Annotated in this window: 26 protein-coding genes and 1 tRNA gene; 10 read left to right on the forward strand and 17 right to left on the reverse strand. The window is 41.3% G+C overall.

Annotated features, from left to right (window positions below; genetic code table 11):
- Positions 1–232: 232 nt before the first annotated feature.
- From EKM80_RS11200 to EKM80_RS11235, 8 genes are all read right to left on the reverse strand, one after another.
- Positions 233–2,302 carry an LTA synthase family protein gene (locus EKM80_RS11200; RefSeq protein ID WP_125553218.1) on the reverse strand — a complete coding sequence of 690 codons (2,070 nt, stop codon included), beginning with the start codon at positions 2,300–2,302 and terminating at the stop codon, positions 233–235.
- 195 nt (positions 2,303–2,497) lie between these two features.
- Positions 2,498–2,734 carry a YkuJ family protein gene (locus tag EKM80_RS11205; protein WP_125553219.1) on the reverse strand — a complete coding sequence of 79 codons (237 nt, stop codon included), beginning with the start codon at positions 2,732–2,734 and terminating at the stop codon, positions 2,498–2,500.
- 162 nt (positions 2,735–2,896) lie between these two features.
- Positions 2,897–3,913 (reverse strand): lysylphosphatidylglycerol synthase transmembrane domain-containing protein, encoded by a 1,017-nt coding sequence (locus EKM80_RS11210; RefSeq protein WP_125553221.1) that lies wholly within the window; start codon positions 3,911–3,913, stop codon positions 2,897–2,899.
- Between the two features lie 2 nt (positions 3,914–3,915).
- Positions 3,916–4,938: a glycosyltransferase family 4 protein gene (locus EKM80_RS11215; protein ID WP_125553223.1), complete on the reverse strand. Its 1,023-nt coding sequence runs from the start codon at positions 4,936–4,938 to the stop codon at positions 3,916–3,918.
- Positions 4,939–4,971: 33 nt separating this feature from the next.
- On the reverse strand, positions 4,972–6,150 hold the full coding sequence (locus EKM80_RS11220; RefSeq protein ID WP_125553226.1) for a glycosyltransferase family 4 protein: 1,179 nt from the start codon (positions 6,148–6,150) through the stop codon (positions 4,972–4,974).
- Positions 6,151–6,410: 260 nt separating this feature from the next.
- Positions 6,411–8,135 carry a phosphoenolpyruvate--protein phosphotransferase gene (ptsP, locus tag EKM80_RS11225; RefSeq protein WP_125553228.1) on the reverse strand — a complete coding sequence of 575 codons (1,725 nt, stop codon included), beginning with the start codon at positions 8,133–8,135 and terminating at the stop codon, positions 6,411–6,413.
- Positions 8,135–8,401 carry a phosphocarrier protein HPr gene (locus EKM80_RS11230; RefSeq protein WP_125553231.1) on the reverse strand — a complete coding sequence of 89 codons (267 nt, stop codon included), beginning with the start codon at positions 8,399–8,401 and terminating at the stop codon, positions 8,135–8,137. Before EKM80_RS11230 ends, ptsP begins: the two co-directional genes overlap by 1 nt.
- Before the next feature lie 188 nt (positions 8,402–8,589).
- The gene (locus tag EKM80_RS11235; RefSeq protein ID WP_125553234.1) at positions 8,590–8,778 is read right to left on the reverse strand and encodes a hypothetical protein; all 189 of its coding nucleotides are present in this window, start codon (positions 8,776–8,778) and stop codon (positions 8,590–8,592) included.
- A 343-nt stretch (positions 8,779–9,121) separates the two neighbouring features.
- Between EKM80_RS11235 and EKM80_RS11240 the strand changes: the two genes are divergently transcribed.
- From EKM80_RS11240 to EKM80_RS11250, 3 genes are all read left to right on the forward strand, one after another.
- Positions 9,122–11,356 carry an ATP-dependent Clp protease ATP-binding subunit gene (locus tag EKM80_RS11240; RefSeq protein WP_125553236.1) on the forward strand — a complete coding sequence of 745 codons (2,235 nt, stop codon included), beginning with the start codon at positions 9,122–9,124 and terminating at the stop codon, positions 11,354–11,356.
- A 179-nt stretch (positions 11,357–11,535) separates the two neighbouring features.
- Positions 11,536–11,811, forward strand: coding sequence for a DUF1827 family protein (locus EKM80_RS11245; RefSeq protein WP_125553238.1), 276 nt, complete (start codon positions 11,536–11,538; stop codon positions 11,809–11,811).
- A 35-nt stretch (positions 11,812–11,846) separates the two neighbouring features.
- Positions 11,847–12,962: a MucBP domain-containing protein gene (locus EKM80_RS11250; RefSeq protein WP_125553240.1), complete on the forward strand. Its 1,116-nt coding sequence runs from the start codon at positions 11,847–11,849 to the stop codon at positions 12,960–12,962.
- Between the two features lie 45 nt (positions 12,963–13,007).
- Here EKM80_RS11250 and EKM80_RS11255 read toward each other — a convergent pair whose 3' ends face one another.
- The 3 genes from EKM80_RS11255 to EKM80_RS11265 form a co-directional block, all read right to left on the reverse strand.
- Positions 13,008–14,606: a peptide chain release factor 3 gene (locus EKM80_RS11255; protein ID WP_125553243.1), complete on the reverse strand. Its 1,599-nt coding sequence runs from the start codon at positions 14,604–14,606 to the stop codon at positions 13,008–13,010.
- 95 nt (positions 14,607–14,701) lie between these two features.
- Positions 14,702–16,024, reverse strand: a complete 1,323-nt coding sequence (locus EKM80_RS11260) for a hemolysin family protein (RefSeq protein WP_125553244.1) — start codon at positions 16,022–16,024, stop codon at positions 14,702–14,704.
- A gap of 172 nt (positions 16,025–16,196) precedes the next feature.
- Positions 16,197–17,324: an AI-2E family transporter gene (locus tag EKM80_RS11265; protein ID WP_125553246.1), complete on the reverse strand. Its 1,128-nt coding sequence runs from the start codon at positions 17,322–17,324 to the stop codon at positions 16,197–16,199.
- Between the two features lie 240 nt (positions 17,325–17,564).
- Between EKM80_RS11265 and EKM80_RS11270 the strand changes: the two genes are divergently transcribed.
- Positions 17,565–17,996: a GNAT family N-acetyltransferase gene (locus EKM80_RS11270; RefSeq protein WP_125553248.1), complete on the forward strand. Its 432-nt coding sequence runs from the start codon at positions 17,565–17,567 to the stop codon at positions 17,994–17,996.
- A 92-nt stretch (positions 17,997–18,088) separates the two neighbouring features.
- On the opposite strand, the gene ntdP is transcribed toward EKM80_RS11270, so the two are convergent.
- On the reverse strand, positions 18,089–18,622 hold the full coding sequence (ntdP, locus tag EKM80_RS11275) for a nucleoside tri-diphosphate phosphatase (protein ID WP_125553250.1): 534 nt from the start codon (positions 18,620–18,622) through the stop codon (positions 18,089–18,091).
- 125 nt (positions 18,623–18,747) lie between these two features.
- Positions 18,748–19,548: a recombination regulator RecX gene (recX, locus tag EKM80_RS11280; RefSeq protein WP_125553252.1), complete on the reverse strand. Its 801-nt coding sequence runs from the start codon at positions 19,546–19,548 to the stop codon at positions 18,748–18,750.
- A 194-nt stretch (positions 19,549–19,742) separates the two neighbouring features.
- Here recX and rlmD point away from each other — a divergent pair, with 194 nt between their 5' ends.
- Both rlmD and EKM80_RS11290 read left to right on the forward strand, forming a co-directional pair.
- Positions 19,743–21,140 carry a 23S rRNA (uracil(1939)-C(5))-methyltransferase RlmD gene (rlmD, locus tag EKM80_RS11285; protein ID WP_125553254.1) on the forward strand — a complete coding sequence of 466 codons (1,398 nt, stop codon included), beginning with the start codon at positions 19,743–19,745 and terminating at the stop codon, positions 21,138–21,140.
- A 56-nt stretch (positions 21,141–21,196) separates the two neighbouring features.
- Complete coding sequence (locus EKM80_RS11290) at positions 21,197–21,520, forward strand: heavy metal-binding domain-containing protein (protein WP_125553256.1); 324 nt, start codon at positions 21,197–21,199, stop codon at positions 21,518–21,520.
- 122 nt (positions 21,521–21,642) lie between these two features.
- Here the strand turns inward: EKM80_RS11290 and galU are convergent, their stop codons facing one another.
- Both galU and EKM80_RS11300 read right to left on the reverse strand, forming a co-directional pair.
- A complete protein-coding gene (gene galU, locus EKM80_RS11295; protein ID WP_125553258.1) occupies positions 21,643–22,527 on the reverse strand; it encodes a UTP--glucose-1-phosphate uridylyltransferase GalU in 885 nt (294 codons plus the stop codon).
- 37 nt (positions 22,528–22,564) lie between these two features.
- A complete protein-coding gene (locus tag EKM80_RS11300; RefSeq protein WP_225418870.1) occupies positions 22,565–23,518 on the reverse strand; it encodes a YihY/virulence factor BrkB family protein in 954 nt (317 codons plus the stop codon).
- A gap of 256 nt (positions 23,519–23,774) precedes the next feature.
- Between EKM80_RS11300 and EKM80_RS11305 the strand changes: the two genes are divergently transcribed.
- Positions 23,775–24,227, forward strand: a complete 453-nt coding sequence (locus EKM80_RS11305; RefSeq protein WP_125553260.1) for a flavodoxin — start codon at positions 23,775–23,777, stop codon at positions 24,225–24,227.
- Positions 24,228–24,273: 46 nt separating this feature from the next.
- On the opposite strand, the gene EKM80_RS11310 is transcribed toward EKM80_RS11305, so the two are convergent.
- A complete protein-coding gene (locus tag EKM80_RS11310; RefSeq protein WP_125553262.1) occupies positions 24,274–24,888 on the reverse strand; it encodes a TetR/AcrR family transcriptional regulator in 615 nt (204 codons plus the stop codon).
- 182 nt (positions 24,889–25,070) lie between these two features.
- On the opposite strand from EKM80_RS11310, the gene EKM80_RS11315 reads away from it, so the two are divergent.
- From EKM80_RS11315 to EKM80_RS14915, 3 genes are all read left to right on the forward strand, one after another.
- Entirely contained in the window at positions 25,071–25,205 is a 135-nt protein-coding gene (locus EKM80_RS11315) for an aminopeptidase (protein WP_125553264.1), read from the forward strand.
- Between the two features lie 281 nt (positions 25,206–25,486).
- Positions 25,487–25,711: a CsbD family protein gene (locus EKM80_RS11320; protein ID WP_125553266.1), complete on the forward strand. Its 225-nt coding sequence runs from the start codon at positions 25,487–25,489 to the stop codon at positions 25,709–25,711.
- 33 nt (positions 25,712–25,744) lie between these two features.
- On the forward strand, positions 25,745–25,909 hold the full coding sequence (locus tag EKM80_RS14915) for a hypothetical protein (protein WP_164509552.1): 165 nt from the start codon (positions 25,745–25,747) through the stop codon (positions 25,907–25,909).
- Positions 25,910–26,035: 126 nt separating this feature from the next.
- Here the strand turns inward: EKM80_RS14915 and EKM80_RS11325 are convergent.
- Positions 26,036–26,109: transfer RNA gene (locus EKM80_RS11325), tRNA-Arg, on the reverse strand.
- Between the last annotated feature and the right edge of the window lie 385 nt (positions 26,110–26,494).

The following is a 26,494-nucleotide window of genomic DNA, read 5'->3' on the forward strand; positions in this document are numbered from 1 at the left end:
AAAACTTTTTTCCAACGCCATCAGTCGTAACTGACAACAACAAATACTATATCAACTTTTTACCATAGCGTCAAGAATCAACCAAACGTTGTAAGAATCGCTATATACGAACTTTAACGACTGATTTCGTTTTAAAAATCGCATTTATCGTCTTATTGCGACTCCATCATATAAAATGGTTGTTAAAACAATAAAAAAACCGATAAATCATCACTGATTTATCGGTTTAAATTTATTTTTTTAATTCTGGCGCATCAGTTTCGTACTCACTCATGGTTGATTTACCACCATTTTGATCGACTAAACTGGTTGATTCCTTCTTATTTGCCTTTTTCAACTGTTTTAAAGCTGCCGACTTTTTATAGTTGTAGGCACCCTTAACGACCTTTTTAAAGCCTTCTGGTTCATAGAAGCGTAATAAATCGCCATTAATTACTTTGTCTGAAGCGGATAACGTATTGGTGACATAGTTTTGCATGTCATCGATTGACGTTTTCTCTGTTGTTGTTAACTTTTTCAACTGTTTGCCGTTACTGTCATAGTAAACACCATTGTATTTTGTATAAGTTGGTGACGTGAAATCACCATTGCGGAAAGCAACCGTTTGTTTACGGTTAGTCGCCAGTAGATCGGACCCGAATTGGATCGTATCAGAATCCTTGATGCCTAGTAAATTAAGCAGTGTTGGTAATACATCAATTTCGCCACCATACGTGTGCTTAATGCCACCCTTTAACCCTGGCATATGGATCATAAATGGCACTTTCTGGAAATTAGCTAAATCATAATTAGTTACTTTCTTCTTACCTAATAGCTTAGCAATTGCTGGCTTATGGTTATTTGAAATACCATAATGATCACCATACAATACCACCATACTATTCTTTTCCAAACCAGTCTTCTTCAACCAACTCATGAACTCGCCAACTGACTCATCCAGATAACGCGCAGTTTGCACATACGAATCGACCGTTGAGTCCCCTGTATCAAATGGCTTGATCGATGTATTCTGTGAATCAATAGTATATGGATAATGATTTGTTACTGTGATCAATTTCGCGTAGAACGGTTGTGGTAGCTGCTGGACATACTGGGCAGAATCCTTTAAAAAGATCTTGTCCTTCATCCCATAGCCTAAATTATAACTGGCTTTGCTACTATTTGCGAAATAGGATTTACTAAAGAAATAATCATAACCCCAGGACTTGTACGTATTATCGCGGTTCCAGAAACTAGGCACATCACCATGGAAAGCCGCAGTCGTATACCCATTTTGGCCTAAAATAGCTGGGGCCGCCTGGTACGTATTAGTTGTACCATCCGTAACCATCGCTGATCCTTCAGGTAAACCATATAAACTATTTTCCAACATCATTTCTGCATCTGCCGTTTTGCCTTGACCGACTTGGTTATAAAAATTGTCAAAGCTCAATGTATCTGAAGAATGGTAGAGCTTATCGATGTTCGGCATAACCTCTTGATTATCCCACTTATAGTCGATCATAAACTGTTGCAGACTTTCCAAATGAATAATGAAAACATTCTTACCTTTTGCCACGCCTGAGTACTCAACATTCGGTGAAATTCGGTTTTTAGCCAAGAAGTTCTGAACGCTGGTCAAATCAGAACTATTCGCATTGGCCTTGGTGGCATTGTTCTGAGTTGTTTTAACCCCGTCATAGACAGTATAAGCTTCTAAGCCGAGATATTTAACAATATAGTTATTATCAAACGTCCGCGTCAATAGCCCTGAGCGATCAGTTTCGGCTAAGCTTAAGTTAGCCCCAAATAACAGAACCGCTAAACTGGATACCAGCGCCGCATAACGCAACTTAAATGCCTTAGTATCCATTTTGATACCTTTAAAGGCTAGTACAATAATCAAGAAAATAACGTCCGTAAAAACTAAAAAGTCGGTTGGGCGGACAATTCCAAAAATACTCTGACTTAAATTGTTGGTAACCGCGCCAGAACTTTTTATCAAGTTAAATGTTATAAAATCAGAGAATTCACGATAATATAAAATATTGGCAAATAGCCAAGTCGCCATAATGGCATCGATCAGTAGCATAAACCAATATGATTTACGGCCACGCATGTATAACGCTAGTCCTAGTAATAAAACAGCAAAAGGAATTGGATTAAATGCCAGCAGTAGCTCCTGCATACCACTGCTGACGCCTAAGCTGAATTTTGTTTTGTAAGCAAAATACGATTTGATACTAAACAGTAAGACTGCGAGGATAAAGAAGCCTAGTCGCGTATTAAGTCCCGACCGCACTTTCTTTAAAGCTTGCCCCATAATGATACTTACCTCCGTCACATAAAATACGATTTAAAGTCTCCTAAATCATACTGGATTTTCTTGTGAAAAACAATTACTAGTCACAAGCTTCACAAAATATTTAGGTTTGCTAATAACAAACAATCGCCAACAAACCCATTTCAAACAAGTTTGCTGACGACTGTTGATTCGTTTTATTCGGTTGAAGACTGATTAGTCATCAAGCAGATCATAGATTTCCATCGCAATTAAATCAATATCATCGAACTCAAATTTCTGATGATTGGTTAATTCTTCTAACTCGTAAGTTTCTGTTTGTGGGTCAAAACTGACTAGACCACGCTCGGCACCATTTTTTTCAAAGCGGCGAGTCCGGACTTCATCATCCGTAGAACCTTGCTGCATGGCTTCCAAACGACTGATGATCGCAACTAGCTGTGAGCTTTTCATGACGTGACTCCCTTCATTCGATCTTTACCCAATAATGATACCAGAAAATCGGCCTAAGTGAGCACTTCAGCGTTAGTTATTTCAAAAAGATTGTATTTATTTTAGCAGATTGCTGTTAAAACAGCTTTTAGCTTTACTTTTTCATGAAATTCTAATGTAAAATCAGTCAATTTCCTTCACTTTATCTGGCTTAACTACTAAAGCAAAAATCCCAATGAACATACCCAAGTAGTAAGTCATAACCCGCCAAAGGATCATCGCCAGTACTAATTTACTATTCACCGTCACAAATGTTGCAAATAAGGCGCGAAAACTGATCTCCGCGCCACCAGAGCCGCCAGGGATTGGAAATAACGAAATAATCATGACGATCATAATATGCATGACCAACACTTCGACAAAGTTTGGCTTTAAACCCAATGCCAATAGGACAAAGTAAGGCACACTATAATAAAAGATCAATTGGATAAAGGTCAGTGCGCTGGCTTTGATCAGCATCCCAGTTTGATTTTTGATCCGCAAACTTTCACGATGGAAGTTATCAATTTTACTGTTTAGTGTTGTTTCTAATCTTGCCACGCGTGGTGGTGCCATGAACCAATGTAGCGGCTGTATTAGCAAACGTACCAGTGTCTTAGTGAAGCTATACCAATACATGATCAATAATAGCGCCGTGATCACCGTTAAATGAATGATAAAGCCAAACACAACTAGCCACGCAAGATAAGTAAATTTAGCCACCACTAATTTAAAGCCAAAAACTAGCGTCAATATAAAATTGATCAGCACCATCGCTTGAAAAACAATAAATTTCATCAATAATAACGAACTCGCACGACCACCATCAACGCCTGACTGCATTAATGCGACTAATTGCGCTGGTTGGCCACCAGAAGAAAATGGCGTCAGTGAATTAAAAAGCTGTTCCACTAACGGAATCCGTAGCGCATTTTTAAATGAAAAATGCTCGACCCGACCCTTTAGTAGGAGTTTGACAACAAAGGCCTCCATTAACCAATACAGGCCCATACAACCAGCAGCAACCAATAGCCACCACCAATTCATATGCGCCACTTCATGCAATAATTGCGCCAAACGTACGGTGCGTAACTCATACGCAAAAATGCCGCCGCCTAGCAGTAGCATACCGATCAACACGGCAATATTTTTTCGGCTCATGGCTAGCCCTCTCTAGCTTGGTCCACATAGAAACGATGCCAAATTTCAGCTAATCGCTCTTCGGAGTAATAATCTGCTGCTGCTCGTGCTTGTTGTTGCATATAGGATAATGCAGCCGGCTTTTGCCGTAAATCAGCAATTTGCTGGTTCATCGCATCTACATCGGTTGCACCCACATAATAGCCAGCAATAATCGAACGATATAACGATAGATCACGTAACAAGACCGGCGTGCCGCAAGCAAAGCTCTCCAATACCGACATCGGAAATAATTCGTTATAGGACGGTAGCAAGAACAAGTCGCTGATATTGTAAAAGTTCACTAACTCAGAACGCTCAACGATCCCGGTGAAGCGCAAATTAGCTGGTGGTGCATCAACAATTTTTTTATAACGTTGATAGCCCTCAGTCATTTTGCCAAAGGAAAATCCGCCTGCCCAAATAAATTGAATATCAGGATTGCGCCGTGCTAATTCAACAAAATCATCAACGCCTTTACGTTCCTGAATTTGCCCTGCACCAAGAATGACAAATTTATCCGCTGCAATCTGGTAATGTTGGCGCAATGCCGCGATCTCTTCTGGCGTTTTTTGATAAAATTCCTTGCGCGAAACAAAATTGGGGATATAGGTGATCTTATTAGCCGGTATCTGATAAGCAATTAATTTCGGAATAAAACTTGGATTAACAACGACTAAATGGTCCATCCGCCGATAAAAAGCAATCACATAGTGGTAGAAAATACTTTTAAATGGCTGTGGGATAGTCAAACTACCCTCTAACGTTTCTGGTAGAAAGTGGACATAGCCGATTTTACGACCACGCCGCCGCGAAAAGGTAGATAGAAAAAAGCGGGGATCAATCGTGTGATAATGGCTAATATCTGCCCGACCAAATTGATTGACGCTTATCTTAAACTCATTTTTAAAATGGCTCTTTAGCAACCGAACCAATTCCATATAGGCACTGCCAACGCCTTGCCCCTTAACCTTAGTAGCGCTAGAAAACATGTGTATATCTAACATGGTGGTTGTGTCTCCAATTATAAAAGATTGCTGTTATTCGCTAACATCGGCAGAATCACGATGTTGCTCAGCGTAGTAAACTTGTGTATCCCGGTAAAAGCGCACGACTTGTTCAGCAAAATGCTCAGCCGAAATCGAATATAACTTCTGCGCCCGTGGTGCTGGATCGGAGTAACTTTGCGGATGTGCTAGATAATTTAGTATCTGATGCACCATCTCTGTTTGACTTTCAAAAGTCGTGCCAATAGCCGGATCATCTAACAACTCTTCTGTATAGGGACTAGCCGCAGCCACAGATTTCAAGCCACTGGCCATCGCCTCAACGTAGGTTAGCCCTTGTGATTCAGAATGCGACGCCGAAACAAATAAATCGGCCATATGGTAGTAGGCTGACACGTGATCATTAGGAACTTCACCAGTGAAAATAACATGATCACTGATCCCTAATTTTTGCGCCTGCTGCGTTAAGTCATCCCGTGCTGGGCCGTCACCTACGATCACTAACTGAACCGTTGGCTGCTTAGCTAAAATTTGCGGTAACGCTGCAATGATTTCGTGAATATTTTTTTCATACGCAACGCGGCTCAATGATAATAGTACCGGCGTTGTTGGCCCAATATTCAATTTTTTTCGACAATCAGCCGGCACCGGTGCTTCGTATTGTGAAATATCAATCCCAGTAGGAATAATCCGCATCGGTGCTTTAACACCATAACTCTGTAGCGTTGCCACAACACGCTCACTAGGCGCGATCACACCATGCATATGATGAAAATAAGCACGCATTGCCTGCTTAACGTGGTAAGGCCGCAATAATTTACCGTTCAAAATGTAATGTAAATAGTCCTGATACATCGTATGGTAAGTGTGAATGCACGGAATCTTTAAATTTTTGGCCACAAACTTGCCGATATAACCCATAGAAAATTCAGTTTGATTGTGAACAATATCCAGGTCAAGATCGCGGGCAACCTGATACGCGTGAAATAATCCGCGCACCGCGATTCGCCGATCCGTAAAAGAAACAAAGGGAACACTCGCAAACCGGAAAATATTAGGTTCAAATTCGTCCTTATCCACATGGGGATCAGTCGTCGTAAAAATATAAACGGAATGGCCTTCCCGCTCAAGTTCATCACGCAGAGTTTTGATCGACGTTGCTACGCCGCTCACCTGTGGAAAGTATGTATCTGTAAATATACCGATATTCACGCGCAATTTGCCTTCTTTCTAAAACCAGTTTAATGGGTTAATTATAGTGGGAATAGTCGTAAAGCGCAAATAACACCCCCGTACATATTTCCTCAATCATTAACACCTATTATAAGCGAGCTGAGCTAAAAAATAATCACACGAAAGTCTGATTTTTCTCTCAGTAATTTAGTGTGTGCGTTTTACATGAACCCGCTCAGACTAAAATATGGTATAAAAAAGAGCGTCGAGACTACTCGACGCTCTTAAAATAACGTTAATTAAGCTTGTGTTACTGCTTTGACCAAGGCAATGACATCATCATTGGTTTCAGCATCATTCAATGCTTTATCAGCGAGTTTCTTCATATCCTTAGTGTCCAGCTTGCTCATCAAGCTGCGAACCTTCAAAATTGAAGTTGCACTCATTGAGTATTCATCTAAGCCCATACCTAATAACAACGGTACCATAATCGTATCACCAGCAGCTTCACCACACATACCAGCCCACTTACCCTCAGCATGTGCTGCATCAATGGTCCGCTTGATCAAGCGTAAAATTGATGGGTTATAAGGTTGGTATAAGTAAGAAACATGCTCGTTACCGCGATCAGCGGCCATTGAGTATTGAATCAGGTCGTTAGTGCCAATACTGAAGAAATCAGCGTACTTAGCTAATTTGTCTGCAATAATTGCTGCAGCAGGGATCTCCATCATCATACCGATTTCAATCTTGTCCGCAACCGCTACCCCAGCTTGTACTAACTTAGCACGTTCTTCATCATAAACTGCGCGAGCTTGTTTGAACTCGTTAACTGTAGCAATCATTGGGAACATAATTGCTAAGTTGCCGTAGTTAGAAGCACGCAACAAAGCACGTAACTGAGTCCGGAAAATGTCTTGGCGATCAAGACTGATCCGAATTGCACGATAACCTAAGAATGGGTTCATTTCTTCTGGTAATGGTAAATAAGATAAATGTTTGTCGCCACCGATGTCCATTGTCCGAACAACGACTTGTTTGCCATTCATCCCTTCAAGCGCTTTTTTGTAAGCCTCAAATTGTTCATCTTCAGTTGGTAATTCAGCTGAATCCATGTACAAGAATTCAGAACGGAATAAACCTACCGCTTCAGCACCGTTATCGGTTGCACCAACAACGTCATCTGGTGTACCAATATTAGCAGCTGTAACGTAGTTTTTGCCATCTTTAGTGACGGTTTGTTCATTCTTTAGCTTTTCCCATTCAGCTTTTTGAGCTGCAAAATCTTTGGCTTCTTGATCGTATTTAGCGATATCATCAGCAGATGGGTCAAGCAAGGCATCACCGGTATTACCGTCAACAATAACCATTTGATTTTCGTTAACAGTTTCAGTAGCTTTTTCAGTTCCAACAATTGCTGGAATTTCTAATGAACGCGCCATAATTGCTGAATGGCTAGTCCGGCCACCTAAGTCAGTAATAAACCCTTTAACATATTTACGATTTAATTGGGCAGTGTCACTTGGCGTCAAATCGTGAGCAATGATAACAACTTCTTCATCGATCAAAGCTGGATTTGGTAGCGTAACACCGAGCAAGTGACTCATCACACGCTTGGTTACGTCGCGGATATCAGCTGCCCGTTCTTGCATATATGGGTTATCAGTCATTGCTTCAAACATTTCAACAAATTGTGTTGAAACATTGTGCAATACTTGTTCCGCATTGGTTTTATCATTTTTAATGCCGGTTTCTACTGCCCCAACAAATTCTGGATCAGCTAAAATCATCATGTGCGCATCAAAAACTTGAGCTTCTTCTTCACCTAAGCTTTTGGCGGCAATATCACGAATCTTTTGTAGCTCTTGAGTTGAAGCTGTCACTGCCGCCTGTAGACGAGCAACTTCACTATCAACATCATCGATCGACTTTTTGGAAAATGATAAATCAGGTTGAACAAGCAAGTAGGCCTTTGCACGTGCAATGCCGTCACTAGCAGCAATCCCTTTTAACATTTCCGTCATTAGTCAGATAGTCCTTCTTTCGTCATTGTTTCTGCAATAGCAGCAAGGGCATCGGCTTCGTCGGCACCTTCAGCTGAGATCGTAACGTCAGCATCTTTACCAACACCGAGTGACATGACACCCATAATGGATTTCAAGTTAACTGACTTGCCTTTATATTCCAAGTTAATATCTGAGTTAAATTTGCTTGCAGATTGTACTAATAAAGTAGCTGGGCGAGCGTGGATACCTGTTTCTGCAATAATATGAAAATCGCGTTTTTCCATGATTGATCATTCTCCTTTAGCTTTTAAAAAGTTATGTTAGGGTTTTCCTTTTATTTGGGTACAAACAAAGTCGCCCTTTCAACATTTAAGACTACCATTTTTCAACCGGTTCGACAACCTTTTTTGCTCGTTTTCCGGCATGATATCTAGCTTTCTACATGTAAAATCCTATGAAAATTGATACAGGGCTACTGTTGTGTCCCTTTTTCAAAATGATAGATCACATTTCCACCACGCTGCGCTTCGCCAACGATACTTTTTCGCTGTGGAAATTGTAACCATGCTGTCCGAAATGAATAGAAGTCAGCCTGCTTAACCTCGATTTGTTCACGTTCCCCTGCAGCAAGTTCTTTAATTTGCGATAAATAATCGGTCATAATTTTTGCCTCATTTCGTTTCCTATACTAAACTGACATTGTAAGCGAAGTTTTTCAGCAGTGCAACTGAGTATGCTGAATAAGTGGCGGCATAAGTTTCAACCCAGCAACAGCCTACAAAATTAGCACTCAAAAGTTTTACTGCTAAAAAAGTGAGCCAAACACTTGAATTTCAAAAGGCGGGATGTATAATACTGTTTGAAGGTCAAAGTTGGTCAAACAGCTGTTGATCTTTTAAAATGAGGTGCACAACTAAACTACTTGACACAGTCAATTAGTTTTGCGTAAATGTAATTGAAAAAGCTACGATACAGAACTCGTATGAAAGGTTGTGAAGCGATCTATGTTGTGTCAAAATTGTCGCAAAAACGAAGCAACGATTCATTTATATACCAATGTAAATGGCGCACGTAAACAAATCGATCTTTGTCAGAACTGTTATCAACAGCTAAAGCAGCAACAAAACGGTCAAACCCGTAACGCTGGGCCTAGTGATCCGTTTGGCTTTGGTAACTTAGATGATATTTTCCGGTCGATGGGCCAAGGTGGGATGGATTCAAACCAGCAAATGGGCTTTGAACAAGGTCCTAAAACCCAATCTGGCCATAATGGCGGTGGCCGTGGTCCTAACGGTAAAGGCGGCTTATTAGCCCAATTTGGTGTTAACTTAACTAATCTTGCACGACAAGGCAAGGTTGATCCAGTTATCGGACGGGATAAGGAAATTTCGCGTGTCATTGAAATTCTTAATCGGCGGACGAAAAATAATCCGGTCTTGATTGGTGAAGCTGGGGTTGGTAAAACAGCTGTTGTCGAAGGCTTAGCACAAAAGATTGTTAGCGGCCAAGTTCCCCAAAAGTTGCAAAGTAAAGAAGTCGTTCGTTTAGACGTTGTTTCCTTAGTTCAGGGCACTGGTATCCGTGGTCAATTTGAACAGCGGATGCAACAATTAATGGATGAAGTCCGTAAGAGTACTAACGTCATTTTATTTATTGATGAAATTCATGAAATTATGGGTGCCGGTAACGCTGAAGGTGGTATGGATGCTGGTAACGTTTTGAAACCAGCTCTAGCCCGCGGTGATTTCCAATTAATGGGTGCTACGACACTAAATGAATATCGTAAAATTGAAAAAGACTCGGCACTTGAACGGCGTTTCCAACCAGTTCGGGTTGATGAACCTACTGTTGAAGAAACAATTCAAATTTTAAAAGGATTGCAACAAAAATACGAAGACTATCATCACGTCAAGTATTCAGATGCTGCAATTGAAGCCGCTGCTAATCTTTCCAACCGTTACATTCAGGATCGCTTTTTGCCAGATAAAGCCATCGATTTGCTCGATGAAGCTGGTTCACGGAAGAATTTGACCATTGATACGGTCGATCCTAAAGTGATCAAAGAAAAGATGGACCAAGCAGAGCAACAAAAGCAACAAGCATTGAAACAAGAAGACTATGAAAAAGCGGCTTATTACCGTGATCAAGTCAACAAGTTAGAAAAAATGCAAAAAGACGATACAGTTACTGAAGAAACACCGTCCGTTAGTGTTAAAGACATGGAACATATCGTTGAAGAAAAGACTAATATTCCGGTCGGCGAGTTGCGTAGTAAGGAACATCAACAATTGAAGACTTTGGCCAAAGACTTGGATAGCCATGTTATCGGTCAAACTGAAGCCGTTGATAAAGTTGCACGGGCAATTCGGCGTAATCGGATCGGCTTTAACAAGTCTGGTCGGCCAATTGGCTCCTTCCTCTTTGTTGGACCAACTGGTGTCGGTAAAACAGAACTCGCTAAGCAATTGGCGCTTGAACTATTTGGTTCTGAGGATTCGATGATTCGCTTTGATATGAGTGAGTACATGGAAAAATTCTCAGTGTCTAAGTTGATTGGTTCGCCTCCTGGCTACGTTGGCTACGAAGAAGCTGGCCAGCTGACTGAAAAAGTTCGGCGCAATCCTTACAGCTTGATTTTACTCGATGAAATTGAAAAGGCACATCCTGACGTTATGCATATGTTCTTGCAAATCTTGGATGATGGTCGTTTGACTGATGCCCAAGGGCGGACAGTCAGCTTTAAAGATACGATTATCATCATGACTTCTAATGCAGGTCAAGGTGACGCCGAAGCAAATGTCGGCTTCAGTGCCGCTGCTTCCGGTAATACGCATTCAATCTTGAATCAGTTGTCCAACTACTTCAAGCCTGAATTCCTGAATCGTTTCGACGACATCATCGAATTCAATTCCTTGAAGAAACAAGACTTGATTCAGATTGTCGATCTGATGCTAGCTGACGTTAACCAAATGACAATTGATCAAGGCTTAACGATTCATGTGACTCAACCAGCTAAGGAAAAATTAGTTGATCTAGGCTACAATCCAGCTATGGGTGCACGGCCGTTACGGCGTGTGATCCAAGAGCAACTTGAAGATCGAATTGCAGATTATTATCTGGATCATGCTGACTCTAAGGCGTTGTTGGCGAACGTAAAAGACAATCAAATTGTGATTGGCCCTTACCAACCGACTGAACCAGATAAAACAACCACTGACAAGAAGCCAGCGGATAAGTGATTTATAGCTAAACGTGCTATGGCAAAAGAATCTGCCATAGCACGTTTTTTTATAACTAGTTTTACATTTTCTGCTTTTATCGTGAATTTTATTTTGTTTTGGTGGAATTTCCACTATAATGTAAGTGTCATCATTAATTCGGTTGATCAGCGCTAAAATTAAATAGAGGAAGTGCGCTTATGCAATTACAAGATGTTACTAACGATTATCAGAACCTTGTCACTAGCCAGCTAAATAATACTGATGCTACTGATGTTCAAATCTTTTCACTTGCTGATAGCTTAGTTATTTTTAGTAAGGCCCCTACCCACGATGAAATTCTCTTGACCAATCGTCAGCGTAATATTGCACCAGCAGAAATCGACTTTGCCTTAGACCAATTAGCACACCGAACACGCACTGGTCTAAACGTGATCACTTCCGAGAAGATTGCCGAGATCTCATTAAATCATTAAGCGGAGTACCTTCAATGAAAGGAGGGTTATACTAAGTGAATTTCTTAAAACGATTAAAAGCTTTCTTTAACCCTCAACAACAAGTGGCGACTGTTCAACTGCCGTTAGGTGAAAATTATCAGCCAATTGCCCGTCGGCGGCCGATTCTGTTACCTTCACCCACGCGACGCGCTTACTTGCCTGCGCTGCAGGGTTCAAATCAGCTCAACACGCAGGTCCAACCGGATTCATTCGTAATCGTCTTTTATTTTACGGAGACTGGTGATCGTTTAGCCAAGCCACAAATCGTTAGCGGCGTGCGGGGGCAAGCGTTTAACTTCACCGTTCATCAATTCGAACACTATTATGTTAGTCGAATTGAAAACTATCATGGCTACTTTGCTTATCCTCGGGCAATCATTCAATTGATCTATGCGCAGCAGCCGGCAGCCCCTGTGATTGTTTTCCATTTTGACGAGCAGCATCACCTACTCGCCCAACCAGAATATTTGGTTGGCCAATTAGGGCAACGTTACGAGACCCATTTTCTTGAATCACGCCAATATCAAGTACAGCATGTGACTACGAATCAAATTGGTCATTTTAGTCAACAAACACAAATCGTCACTTATGATTATCGGTTACGCCAAATTCGTTGGGCTAATCGCTATCTAACTGGCTTTGTGCGTTTGACCACAGATGTGACTAGCTACCGCGCACCAGATGCTGAACCATTAGCACAACAGCTCCCCATTAACACGGTTTGGCGCGTATATCAAAAAGTACAAACCACACAACGACAAACTTGGTATGATCTTGGTGGCCAGTGGATTCCTACCGAAAATACGGAACGGGTAGTCGATTATTATCAGCAGCCACAGCCAAAAGCACTTGCCGCCCCGTTATTTCAACAAGCAGCAGTTATCCCTGGTTCACGCCGGGCAGTGGTCGATTTTATTCCCCAGCATTCGTTACGAACCTGGACGCAACCGTACGGCAATGCTGCTAATTACTTACAACATGGTCAAATTGTCAATATTATCCATGGGGTCATTCTATCGAACAACAGTGTCTGGTATGAATTAGAAGATCATACCTGGTTAGAGGAACATTACGTACGGTTACTTTCCGCCGGTCATGATTTTACGTCGCCAATTAAACGATTGCACTAAAAAAATCGTAGCTCATTACAGCTACGATTTTTTTACGCACTATTTTTACGCACCAATAGAATCGGTTGAAAGCTTTTCGGTTAATTTAATTTCAGGATACTTCTGCTTAAACCAACGCTCAGCAAATTGATTTTCAAACAAGAACAGCGGTGCCCCATTGCGGTCACGAACTAACAGATTCCGCGAGGAGGACATTTTTTCGTCTAACTGTTCTGGATCGATCCAGCGGGCAATTTTCTCACCCATTGGTTCCATTACCACATCCGAATTATATTCGTTTTTCATTCGGAATTGGAAGACTTCAAACTGTAATTGACCAACTGCACCCAATACATAGTCATTGGTAACATAAGTGCGATACAGCTGAACCGCGCCTTCTTGAACCAGCTGTTCCATCCCTTTGTGGAAAGATTTCTGCTTCATCACGTTTTTAGCAGTCACCTTCACAAATAATTCTGGCGTGAATTGTGGCAAGTTTTCAAATTGGATATTCTGCTTACCTGTGTAAATAGTATCGCCAATTTGGAAATTACCTGTATCATACAACCCAACGATATCCCCTGCAACAGCTGTCTCAACTACTTCACGGCTGTCAGCCATGAATTCAGTCGAATTAGCTAAGCGCAACTTGCGCTGGGTTCGTTGTAAAGTGACGTCCATTCCGCGGTCAAATTCACCAGAACAAATACGGATGAAGGCAATCCGATCACGATGATTCGGATTCATATTGGCTTGAATTTTGAATACAAACCCTGAGAATTCCTGAGCGGTTGGCGTAATGACTTGGTCAGCTTGTGTTTTATGCGCTGCTGGTGCTGGTGCATAGTCTAGATAGCTTTCTAAGAATGTTTTAACACCAAAATTGGTCAACGCTGAACCAAAGAATACTGGCGTTTGTTCACCTTTAGCAATCTTATCTGCGTCAAATTTATTGCCAGCTTCCAATAACAATTGAACATTTTCCAATGCCTGCTGGTAAATTGATTCTTGCTTTAGTCGATGATCACCAATAATTTGACCGTCAGCATCAACTGGTAAATACCGCTGGCCTTGCTCGTCTTCATGATACAATTCAACGCGCTGATTATGGATATCGTATAAACCTTCCAGCCCTTTACCCATACCGATCGGCCAATTCATTGGATAAGCTTCAATATCCAATAAGTCTTCCAATTCTGCAATCAAGTCCATTGGTTCACGGCTATCACGATCTAATTTATTCATAAAGGTAAAAATTGGAATACCGCGCATCCGACAAACTTTGAATAATTTCTTAGTTTGTGGTTCGATCCCTTTAGCAGCATCGATTACCATGACGGCGGAGTCCACGGCCATCAAGGTCCGGTAAGTATCTTCCGAGAAATCCTCATGCCCTGGTGTATCCAAAATATTGATTCGTTTGCCCTGATAGTCAAACTGCATCACGGAACTTGTAACCGAGATACCACGCTGTTTTTCAATTTCCATCCAATCTGACTTCGCAAACTGGCCAGACTTTTTCCCCTTAACCGTACCAGCTTTGCGGATAACACCACCAAATAACAATAGTTGCTCGGTGATGGTGGTTTTCCCAGCATCCGGATGGGAAATAATCGCAAACGTGCGCCGCCGGTTAACGGCAGTTGCTAATTCTGTTTTGTCCATAATCGTGTCCTTCCGTAAAAAATTCGAGTCAGCGACTCGAATTTAAGAGCGTGGCTAAGCCTATTCAAACTAGGCCTATGCTGAAATTAATTAAGTTAATCTTCTGTAGTTACTTTTTTATCTTCTGGCAAAGTCACGATCACTTCAAGTAAGCGTGAGCCCTCCATTGCCCCTGTCTGCAGTTCTAGGTCATTGGCTAGTGTCAAAGTTAATTGCTCACTGAGATCAGGAATCGTGCCTAATTCTGCCAAGGTATATCCAGCAATAGTGTCGACATCTGGGCTATCAATGTCGGTGGCAAATAATTCGTTAAAATCATCCAGCGGCATGTTACCTTTAACCACATAATGGTGCGGATCTAACTGGCGATAAAGTACTTCAGCCTCATCAGACTCATCATCGATTTCACCGACGATTTCTTCTAACAAATCTTCGATAGAAACAAGGCCGACTAAACCACCGTATTCATCCAGTAAAATGCTTAACTGGTTTTGTGTTTTCTTAAATTCATAAAGTAAGCGGTCGATCATGATCGTTTCCGGAACAAATAGCGGCTCCTGCATCACATCGATGATTTTCACATGTTCAAAACCAACTTGGTGCGCTCGCTGCAGTAAATTTTTGATGTGAACGACACCAATCACTTTATCCTTATCACTACGGTAAATCGGAATCCGCGAATAATTCTGCTCAAGAATCAATTTAATATTAGTGGCATCATCATCTTCAATATTAAGCATGAAGGCATCGGTCCGCGGCACCATTACTTCGCGAGCCATTTTATCCTGCATATCGATAATACCTTCAAACATTTGAAACTCGTCCGCTTCGATGGCGCCGGACTTCTGACCATGCTCGATCATTTCAATCATTTCTTCACGGCTTAACTCACGCTTAACTTCATTATGGAATGGTAGTCCAAATAAATGCGCCCAACCACGCGTCAGTAGCAACAGTAGCCATGACCACGGCTGTAACAACCGTTGTAAGCTAAGAATTAAGCCACTATAGCGCTTAGCCTGCTGTTCGGGATGATTCAAGGCCAATTGTTGCGGCAATAAATTGGCAAATATTTGCAAGAATAACACTGTGATAACAAACACCACGAGCCACACAATCAGCGTGCCGATACCATTTAAAGGCAACCAAACTTGGATTAAATTGAACACCATTAGTCCGGCTACCAGCTCAGCGCTCAACGTAAAGGTCCGTAAAGCCACTAATACCGATGCCTGACGCTGTAGTAACTTCAATACTCGTGTTGCCTTGTTATCCCCAGCCTTAGCATCCTCGTCCAAACGCTGAGTCGAAACGTTAGTCATTAAAAAGGCTAACGTGGCAAATAACAAACTTAAAACTAAACAAACCACTAAAACGATCAACTGTCCCCATATATGACTATCCGGGTCAGAACTCATCGACACATCCACTCCGATCACTTCATTTACTTGTCAAATCTTAGCATGAAAAGCCGTATTTTTCAATTTTTGCTCTGTTATTTCAAAGCGTATTTGAAAAAGCAACTAAATTTTAAGCATTGACCTAATGTCTTCCAATAACAATATTAGTTTGCAACCAACCTTTACGCCATCACAACGACTGATCATCCTTATCGGTGACTGCGGCGATTTTAGTTTGTTCACGCAATTGATAAATACCCCAGAAATATTGAACTACCGTTTTGACGATTGCGTACGCCGGAATCGCTAAAATCATGCCTAATAGCCCAGAAATATTGCCGGCCACCAATAATAAAATGATGATCGTCAGCGGATGAATCGACAACGTACGGCCAATAACGTTGGGATAAACAAAATTACCATCGATCTGTTGAACAACCACCACGACTACGATCACCAACACCACCATCATCGGTGAAACAGTCACAGCGATGATCAACGCCGGCGCAATCCCAATATAAGGACCAACGTACGGCATGATGTTGCAGAGCCCCGCAATAAAGCCCAGCAGGAACCCGTAAGGCATACTGATCAATAGATAGCCGAGAAAGGTGAACGTCCCCACAAATAAACACTCGATCAGTTGGCCGGCGATGTAAGATGAAATCGTATTACCCATTTTCACCAATAAATCAGTCGCTTCACTGCGATATTTACTGGGCAATAACCGCTGCACGTTAGGAATTAAGCGGTGGCCATCCTTTAACATGTAGAACAGCATTACCGGAATAGTGATTGCCGTCACCGCCACACTTGTTACTGTCCCGACCACAGAGCCAATACTACTTGTAAAATACTTCAATAAAGATTGCATAATACTACTAAATGATAGATTCATATCAGTAATAGCCTTTTCGATATCGATCTGCTGAAAGAGTCGATTTTTCATTAAACTCTTGGCCAGCTTGCCCATATCATTGGCCACCGTTGGCAAATTAATCAGTAACTGGGTGATTTGATTGATCAAGTTGGGAATCACCGCTGAAATAATCAGCGCCAAGCCACCAAAAAAGATAACAAAAACAATTAAAATTGCCCAATTACGCGAAATTTTAAGGTGTCCTAGTAATTTGATCAAAGGGTTGAATAAATAAAATAAAAACCCCGAAATCAGAATTGGCACAAATAAAGTTGCCACAAACGTTCCAATTGGCGAAAAAACAAAGCTAATTTTGGTACACATATAAATCAGGCTCGCTACGATCAATAGCTCCAACGACCAGAACATTAATCGTGAACGACGGATTTGTTCAAACATCAGCACCACTACTTTCTTTTTAGTGTGTCCTACCCAGTCTTGATGACCTAGGCTAACACTATTATTGAGCTGTAAAAACCATTTCAAGTTACTGATTGACTAATCAACATTCCCCTTAATCGGTATGTCCAGATAATGTTATACTTATTCTACCAAATTCAAGTACCAACCAACAGCACCAACAATTGATTTACCGGCAATAGTATCACCTAGAATGTATTTAAAGAAAGGAACTCTGCTATGAAGGTCCGTCACACAACTGATTTAAATAACCCAATTTACAAGGATGCACTTAATATCCGCAAAACTGTTTTTGTTGAAGAACAACAAGTAGCACTTGATTTAGAAATCGAAGACGAGGATAAAACAATCCACTTTGTCGGCTACGTTGATAACCAACCAGTCACAACCGCACGGCTTTTACCTGAAACTGGCGGCTACCATGTCCAACGTGTCGCTACGCTAAAAGAATACCGCGGCCATAACTATGGACACGAATTACTGACTGCATTGGAAGACTACGCTCGCCAACAAAAACGTTTAACCTTAACGTTAGGTGGTCAAGATCATGCACTTGGTTTCTATGAACAACTTGGTTACCATAAAACTGACCGGCCTGGCTTTTTAGATGCTGGCATCCCCCACCATGAAATGCGTAAAGAATTAGCTTAGTGCACAACAAAAATTAACGGTTAAATCCAAAAAACGACCAAGACAATGTCTTGATCGTTTTTTAGTCGTACATTGATCCAATTGACTTCCGCTTACCGGTGGGCAAGTTCCAGGTAACGTTGATACCAAATATCAATATATTCTTGCGAGAAAGGTCCCTTGTGATGATCAGACCAATCGACCAAGATATTGACATTAGCCTTCAAAATCTTGTCTGTCGCATTGGAGTAATGCCAACGTTTACTATTGGCTTCATATTCATCGACATCCAATAATTTTCTTTCGCCATCCGGAAAAACTTTGACATCTAAATCATAATCAATATACTTCAGTGCTTCCCGATCCAGTACAAACGGTGAAGCGAGATTACAATAATACGAAACCCCGTTATCACGGATCATAGCAATTACATTAAACCAGTAATGTCGGTGAAAAAAAATAATTGCTGGCTCGCGCGTTAACCAACGCCGTCCATCTGATTCAGTTACTAAAGTATGATCATTACAACCGATTATCTCGTTCTCCGATGTTTTTAAAATCATCGTGTCACGCCACGTCCGGTGTAAACTTCCGTCATGTTTAAAACTTTGGATCGCAACCGATTCCCCTTCTTTCGGGATACGCATGCGCTGACCTACTTTCTGACGTTTATTACGTTGAAGTTGATAACACCGAATTATCATGAACATTATATCAAAGTTTACTGCAAATGACGAAATTTTATTCCTATATTTTCAGTAAATAGTTACACTTATTCTTCTTCTGCTTGCTTTTCGGTTAAGAAGCGCTCAATTTGATCCAGTGCAAAGCCCTTACGATATAGTTGTTGCTTTGCCTTTTGTTTGCGCTCGTAGCCGCTATACCGAGCAGTTTTACGCCAAGCTTTTTCGCCTTGTTCAACCAAAGCAGCCCATTCCGCATCGTCATCTTTAACCAATTCCAGTCGGCTCATAATTTGATTAGTTGTATCGCCATCAAAACCTTTTTGACGTAAACCTAAGCGAATTTTTTGTTGCTGATTTTGAAAACTTTGTTGGCGATACCGATGCGCTAATTTTTCGGCTAGCTTCTGACCGTTGGCAAGTAGATCAGGCGCAGTAAATTGATCTAAAGCGTTGGTGATCTGCTCTGGTTTCAGCCCTTTTTCACGTAATTTAGTTCGAATCACTTGTGGTCCCTTGTCACTAGTACGCATCATCGTGCGGACATAACTAGCCGCATAACTGTCATCATCGAGTAAATTCAAATCATATAGTCGGGCAATGATCTGTTGGCGTACGGCTAATGGAATATCATGTTGCTTCAAATAAATGCGCATTTCCATTTCTGTACGCAATTGATAGGATAAATAATTAAGCGCTAGGGTATAAGCTTGCGCGTGCGCCTCAGCAGTATCGATTTCTGCACGTAATTCAGCCGGAATTTCCATGCCCTTAGCTAAGCGAAAATCGATCAACACACTCTCACTAACTGGAAAAGCGTACTCATCATCAAGAAAAATGTTATAACGGCCTTTGCGTTTTTGGGTGGTGATTTTTGTAATGGTTGGCAACTTGCACTCCCCTTTTTGCTCAGATATTTCCATTATAGCAAGCCCAACCGTAGATGCAAATGTCTGTTCGTATTACTTGCGCACTACCGAGTTATGCTATACTGACAACGACAATTATCCAGTATGACGCCAAATTGATGACCGTCATTTACCCCAATTGTGGTAATCCAATAACTAAAGTAAGGAAGAAAAATATGTCAGAAGTTACTTATTTTCACGATATCCAAGTTGGCCAGCGTTTTCCCTTAACCATTAAACGTCTTGGTATCAATGGTGAAGGCATCGGCTATTATAAACGGACGATCGTCTTTGTTACAGGTGCATTACCTGAAGAAGTGATCGTTGCCGAAGTCACCGCCATTGCACCAAAATTTGTTAATGCCAAGATCCACACCATCCGCCAAAAAAGTACTCAACGCGTTGAACCACGTGATGCAGACTATTATGGTCACGTTGGTGGTATCGAGTTGGAACATTTAAGTTATCCTGGTCAATTGGCCTTTAAGGTCGACGTGATCCGCCAGTCGTTGGAAAAGTTCAAACCCCGTGGTTATCAAGGCTATGATTTGCGCCCAACGATTGGTATGGCTGATCCCCATGGCTACCGCAACAAGGCCCAATTCCAAGTACGCGAGATTGACGGTCACGTGGCAGCTGGTTTATACCACGAACATAGCCATCAATTAGTTGATTTAAAAACCTTCAGCACACAGCGGCCAGCGACGATGCATGTCATTCGCTATGTTACCAATTTGCTAGAAGAACTGGCGGTCCCAATTTATAATGAAGAACAAAACTCTGGCATCGTCAAAACGTTGGTTGTGCGCGAATCTTTTAGTACCGGCCACTTACAATTAACCTTTGTGACCAATTCACGCAAATTACCGCACAAACGGGAAATCCTTAGTCGCTTACAGACTGACCTGCCTCAAGTGACGTCGGTTATGCAAAATTTAAATCAAAACCACACTTCATTAATTTGGGGTGACGAAACGTTTAATTTAGCAGGCGATAATTATATTACCGAAACGCTGGCTGGTTTAACGTTTAAACTATCAGCGCAGGCCTTTTTCCAACTAAATCCTGCACAAACAATTAAGTTGTATGCATTAGTACGCGACGCTTTACAATTAGCACCTCACGAAAGCGTCGTTGATGCTTATTGCGGTGTAGGTACGATCGGCTTGTCTTTGGCAGACACGGCCAGCGAAGTTCGCGGCATGGACATTATACCTGCAGCAATCGCGGACGCTCAGGAAAACGCCGCATTAAATCAGATCACCAACGCTAAATACGAAGTCGGCAAAGCTGAAGAATTATTGCCCCAATGGCTAAAAGACGGCTTTGAGCCTGATGCCTTAGTGGTTGATCCACCACGGCTTGGTTTAGATCAAGCCTTATTAAACGCAATCCTTGATAGTCGTCCGCAAAAATTTGTTTATATCAGCTGTAACCCCTCAACATTAGCTCGTGATTTGGTCAAGCTCAGCGATGTTTATAGCGTCGACTATATCCAATCGATCGATATGTTCCCCCAAACTGCCCGCGTTGAGGCCGTTGTTCGGCTGGAAAAGAAGAATATCTATCGTTAAACCGCTTACAATGGTAAAATGGCATTAGAGCTTTAATAATACGAGGAGATGTTTTCATGACAGACAAAATTCTAGTCACCACAACTGAACATATTCCCGGCCAAGAATACGAAATCATTGGTGAAGTATTTGGCCTAACGACGCAATCGAAAAACATTGCTAAGAATATTGGCGCTGGCTTAAAAAGTATCGTTGGCGGTGAAATCAAAGACTATACAAAGTTATTAGCCGAAGCACGCGATATTGCCATTCAGCGTTTGCGGGATAACGCAGTCGCATTAGGTGCCGATGCCGTTGTCATGATGCGCTTTGATTCTGATTCGATTCTCGATGGTATGGAAACCATTGCTGCGTATGGAACGGCCGTTAAATTCAGATAACATGCAGGTCATTTACCACGATGCAAAAAACTCATCAAGCAATTAATTGCCTGATGAGTTTTTTATAATCACAATTGAAAAAAAGTTGTCATTAGCGTTCATAACACCTATTTTGTGCCGCTTTATTTTTGACTCAGTTTATGCCCTAACTCAATAATGTAATCGCGCAATTCATCCTTAATTTCAGGATGCTGCAGTCCAAATTCAATATTAGTGGTCAGATAGCCTAGTTTGTTCCCCGTATCATACCGTTTACCGGTAAATTCACGAGCAAAGACACGCTGAGTTTTGTTCATATGATCAATGGCGTCAGTTAATTGAATTTCGCCACCAGCATCCGGTTTTTGAATATTCAAGCTATCAAAAATCTCCGGTGTGAATAAGTAACGACCAATGATGGCCAAATCGCTTGGTGCTTGCTCTGGTTTTGGCTTTTCAACAAAACTCTGCACACTGTACAAGCCCTTTTCCGTCTCAGCAACTGGCTTAATGACCCCATACTTAGAAACTTCATCATGCGGAACTTTAACAACAGCCAACGTTGACGCATGTGTTTTAGCATAATCGTTCATCAGTTGCTTCGTTAACGGCACCTTTGATTGCGTGATATCATCACCGAGCATGACCACGAAAGGTTCATCAGCCACGAAGTCTTGCGCCAAACGTACCGCATCACCCAAGCCTTTAGGGTAAGATTGCCGAATGAAAAATAGCCGGACCCCAATATCAGTAGTGCTTTCTACTAATTTCAACAATTTATCTTTATGCCGCTTTTTCAAAACCATTTCTAGTTCAGGAACGGAATCAAAGTGATCTTCAATTGGCCGTTTACCTTTACCGGTAATGATCAAGATATCTTCAATACCAGCTGCCTTAGCTTCTTCAACCAAGAACTGAATCGTTGGTACATCGACGATTGGTAACATTTCCTTTGCCATTGCTTTAGTCGCTGGCAACAAACGAGTCCCTAATCCTGCTGCAGGAATAATTGCTTTACGAACTTTCATTGTGAAATTGCTCCTCCTCAATAAATATTAATTAAACTTATTGTACCGTATTTTCACGCTCACTGGCAGCCTTAGACTTTCTAAGCGCATGGATATGTTGCATCCGGCCATTATTGCGCTCAACTTCGCCAAAATAAGTATACTGCACCACTACATTGATCATAGCACCAAACATCATGATCCAAGCCGAAAAATCTAGCCATAACAACATGACGATAAAAAAGCCAATAGTTCCATAACTTAGCACCGTTTGGGCAAAGTAGCGCACATACAGCGAGAATAGTTGCGACAATAACAACCAACCGACTGTTGTCAGCAGTGCCCCTGGTAGCACACTGCGTAACCGTAATTTTACATTAGGCAGTAAATAGTAGATCAGTAGTAACATCAAGAATACCACTGTCGCCGTGACTGGCCATTTCAAAGTACTGAACAAGTGCGATAAACTTCCCGGAATATTTAATAATGGCGTGATCCAATCAAGAACTTGCTGGCCAAAACTAAAAATGATCACGATAGCAACTAGCGCAATCGCTAGCAAGACAGTCATAAATAACGAAATCATCCGCAATAAAATTGGATTTTGCTGACCGAGTACACCATAGGTTCGATCCATCATCCGCTTCAAGGCGTTGACCCCACGACTGCCGGCCCACAAAGTCCCAATTGCCCCAATCGACAACAAACTGTTGTTGCTACCACCTTTGGGCATGAAATGTTCCGCAATCGGTAGAATTTGTTTAGCAATCGTTGCCGGAATCGCGGTCACCGCGTAATCAATAATATTTTGTCCATCAATATGTAATAGTGGCACCACGTTACCAGCAAAAATGATCAAGGGAAAAATCGATAACAATTCCCAAAAAGCGACGACCACCGCCGCATCATTGATTCCTGAGGTCTTTAACTGTGCAATCAACAGATAGAGGAAGCGCCGTCTTCGTTTACGCCGACTCATCGGAATCGCTTGCTGTGACTTTTTATTAGCCAATCTTAGCCCTACCTTCACTAAAACTTTTCGTACAAATACGCTTAAAAATTGTGCTATAAAACAGCGTCCTTCCCATTTTAACACGAATATAAGCTGGTTCCTAACAGAACAATTTTGCGGTGAACATTTTCATCGCCGGTAATCTTTGCTATAATCAATTTGAATCGAATTAAACAAATCAATAGACGAACCAGTTCAGGCAACAGGTGCTCGCCATATTTTTGTTAGAAAAATAACGAGTTTAAGGAGCGATTAGATGGCTAGCGCAAAAATTATTTATGCAAGTATGACCGGTAATAACGAAGAAATTGCTGATATTGTTTCTGAAGCTTTGGAAAATTTAGGCGTCGACGTTGACGTCAGCGAAATTTCACAAGCAGACACTGAAGATTTTACTGATGTCGATATCTGCATTGTAGCCACTTATACATATGGTGACGGTGAACTTCCCGATGAAGCCGTTGATTTCTATGAAGATCTACAAGACGAAGATTTAAGCGGTAAAGTTTATGGCGTTTGTGGTTCCGGTGATACTTTTTATGATGATAGTTTTGGTAAATCAGTTGATGATTTTGCCAAAGCGTTTGAAAAGACTGGCGCGACTAAGGGTGCCGACATCGTTAAGGTTGATCTAGAAGCCGAAGAAGATGATATTGAACATTTGGAAGCCTTCGCCAAAAGTTTAGTTGAGAAAACCGAAAACATGTAATTTAAAGAGAGTGCGCCATAATTTCACTTATGGCGCACTCTCTTTTTTATATTTTAGTCAACTGATCAAGCGTATGTAACGAATTCACGGTGATGGTGCCATCTTCCAGTCGATCATTATGAATAAAATCATATAAAGCAGCTTGCAGTAGGTTGATAGTCTGCTTTTCGCTGATCGTAATGAAGCCGGATGAAACTAACGATGCAATTCCCTGCGCGATAACCCACATGCCAGTAATAACATTTTCACTAGCAGCAGTTGAAAGCTGCTGCGCAGGCGCATATTCAGCCATGATTTGCCGGCCATAATTATATGTAAAATCATGCATCGTGTTCACGCCAAAATGGTCTTCCATGAAAACAGCGCGGTATAATTGTGGATTCTTTTCAGCAAAATTAATATAATTCAAGGCCATATCGATCATTTTATCTTCGGTGATAACTTGCTTGAAAACATCATTGCTCAGATATAACTGTAACTTCAGTAAAATAGCGTGTTTCAAGTTGGCCATTGGCCTAAATTCTTGATACAACGGTTGTGTTGAACAATTAATGGCGTGCGCCACGCTGCGGGCCGTAAAGTTAGCAAAGCCCTGAGTCACGACTAACTCATAAGCCGTTGTCAGAATTCTTTCTCGCGTAATTTCTTTTTTTCTAACCATCTTGTACGCCCCTTAGCCAATTTATTTATATTTAAGATAACAAAAGCTTATGAATTTTTAGCGAACACGATTTGAATTTTTCCATTGAAAAAATCTAATCATACCCGTTTCTGCAATTATGGTTACGGTTTATCGTTAGGTTTGACAATAATTTTGCTCATAAAATTAAGGAGAGGTGCTTCATGGCCGATTTTCAACGCCAATTACAACAGTATGCTGACCTGATTATCACGGTTGGTGCCAATGTTCAACCGGGGCAAACGCTACTACTTCAAATTAATGTCGAACAAGCTTTCATTAAAATCTGTAGCCAATAACCAGTACCGGCCGATTAGTACCACTGTTTCGCAATGGTAACTGGGTCCCTGAATTCTTAAACTAATAGCCAATGCAGCGCGGATTCCGCACTGCATTTATTTTGCCTTCCATTGCCGTTTCTAGTTATACTAATGATAAGCAATCAATATAAGAATCATAGTAGTCCTTTCAAACAGCAAGCAGCAGAAGTAATTTAAGTCACCCAATTAGAGCGTCACGCTTCAATCAACATATCTGCTTAGATTAAACTTTAATCAATGACATACTAGGAGGCTAACTTATGAGTAAACAAGATCATTTAGACAGTGCTAAAACGCAAGCAAAAGGTAAATTCAATGAAGCTGTTGGTAAAGCAACCGGCGATAAAAAACGTGAAAATAAAGGTAAAGCCCAAGATCTACTGGGCAAAGCTAAGGATAAAGTAGCCGATGCCAAAGATAAAGTCTCTGAAAAAACCGGTAAAAAACTGGATAAAACTAACGGCAAATTCGACCATAACCGTTGATTAATTAGCTGCCAGCAAAAGGAGGTCACCAACATGGATAATTCAAGAGCAGCAACGCCTAAATTTAGCCAGCGCTTATTGTATTGGTCAAAGACCTTCGCTGACAGTATTCAGCGGCCTAGATCAACAAAGATTCCGTTGGCACTGGAAGAAATCAATGAACGTAAGCTAAACGGTGGTCCCTTGTATCATCGCTAGTGACAACCACTTAGTCCCCGGCTACCTTAGTAGTCAGCGGGGCTTTTTTTGCTTCAGCAACGCTACAAAAAAGTTGGCATAAGTCCTGTTATCCCAAGACTTATGCCAACTTATAGAACCTACTTATGACCCCTACTGGAATCGAACCGGTGACCTATCGCTTAGGAGGCGATTGCTCTATCCTGCTGAGCTAAGGGGCCATGTTATCTATTATTTCATGCTTTTCGTCACTTGTAAATACTGGTAGGCCATTGCCGAGTAAAAAAGTTGTAAATTTCTGGCAATATGGTATTCTAGTATGCATATTTAGTTGCAGGGCGCCATATGCAAGGAAGTGAATTTATGGCAACTCTAATAACAATCGTATTGATCACATTATACATTGTTGGGTACAATCGCACGCATATGCATGAAACCACAAAAATTTGCGGCTCTATACTTTATCCTGTTGATAGATTGCTCAAAGTGGTAATCTATTAGCGGGATTTTTGTGTAAAATAAAAAAGCTCACTGGCCCCATACACAAATTTCACCCACTACAGCGTCATTTGAAAGGATATGAAGACCAATGAACTCTATCGACCA

It is taken from the genome of Loigolactobacillus jiayinensis (genome assembly GCF_003946445.1).
In the GTDB taxonomy this organism is placed as follows: Bacteria; Bacillota; Bacilli; order Lactobacillales; family Lactobacillaceae; genus Loigolactobacillus; species Loigolactobacillus jiayinensis.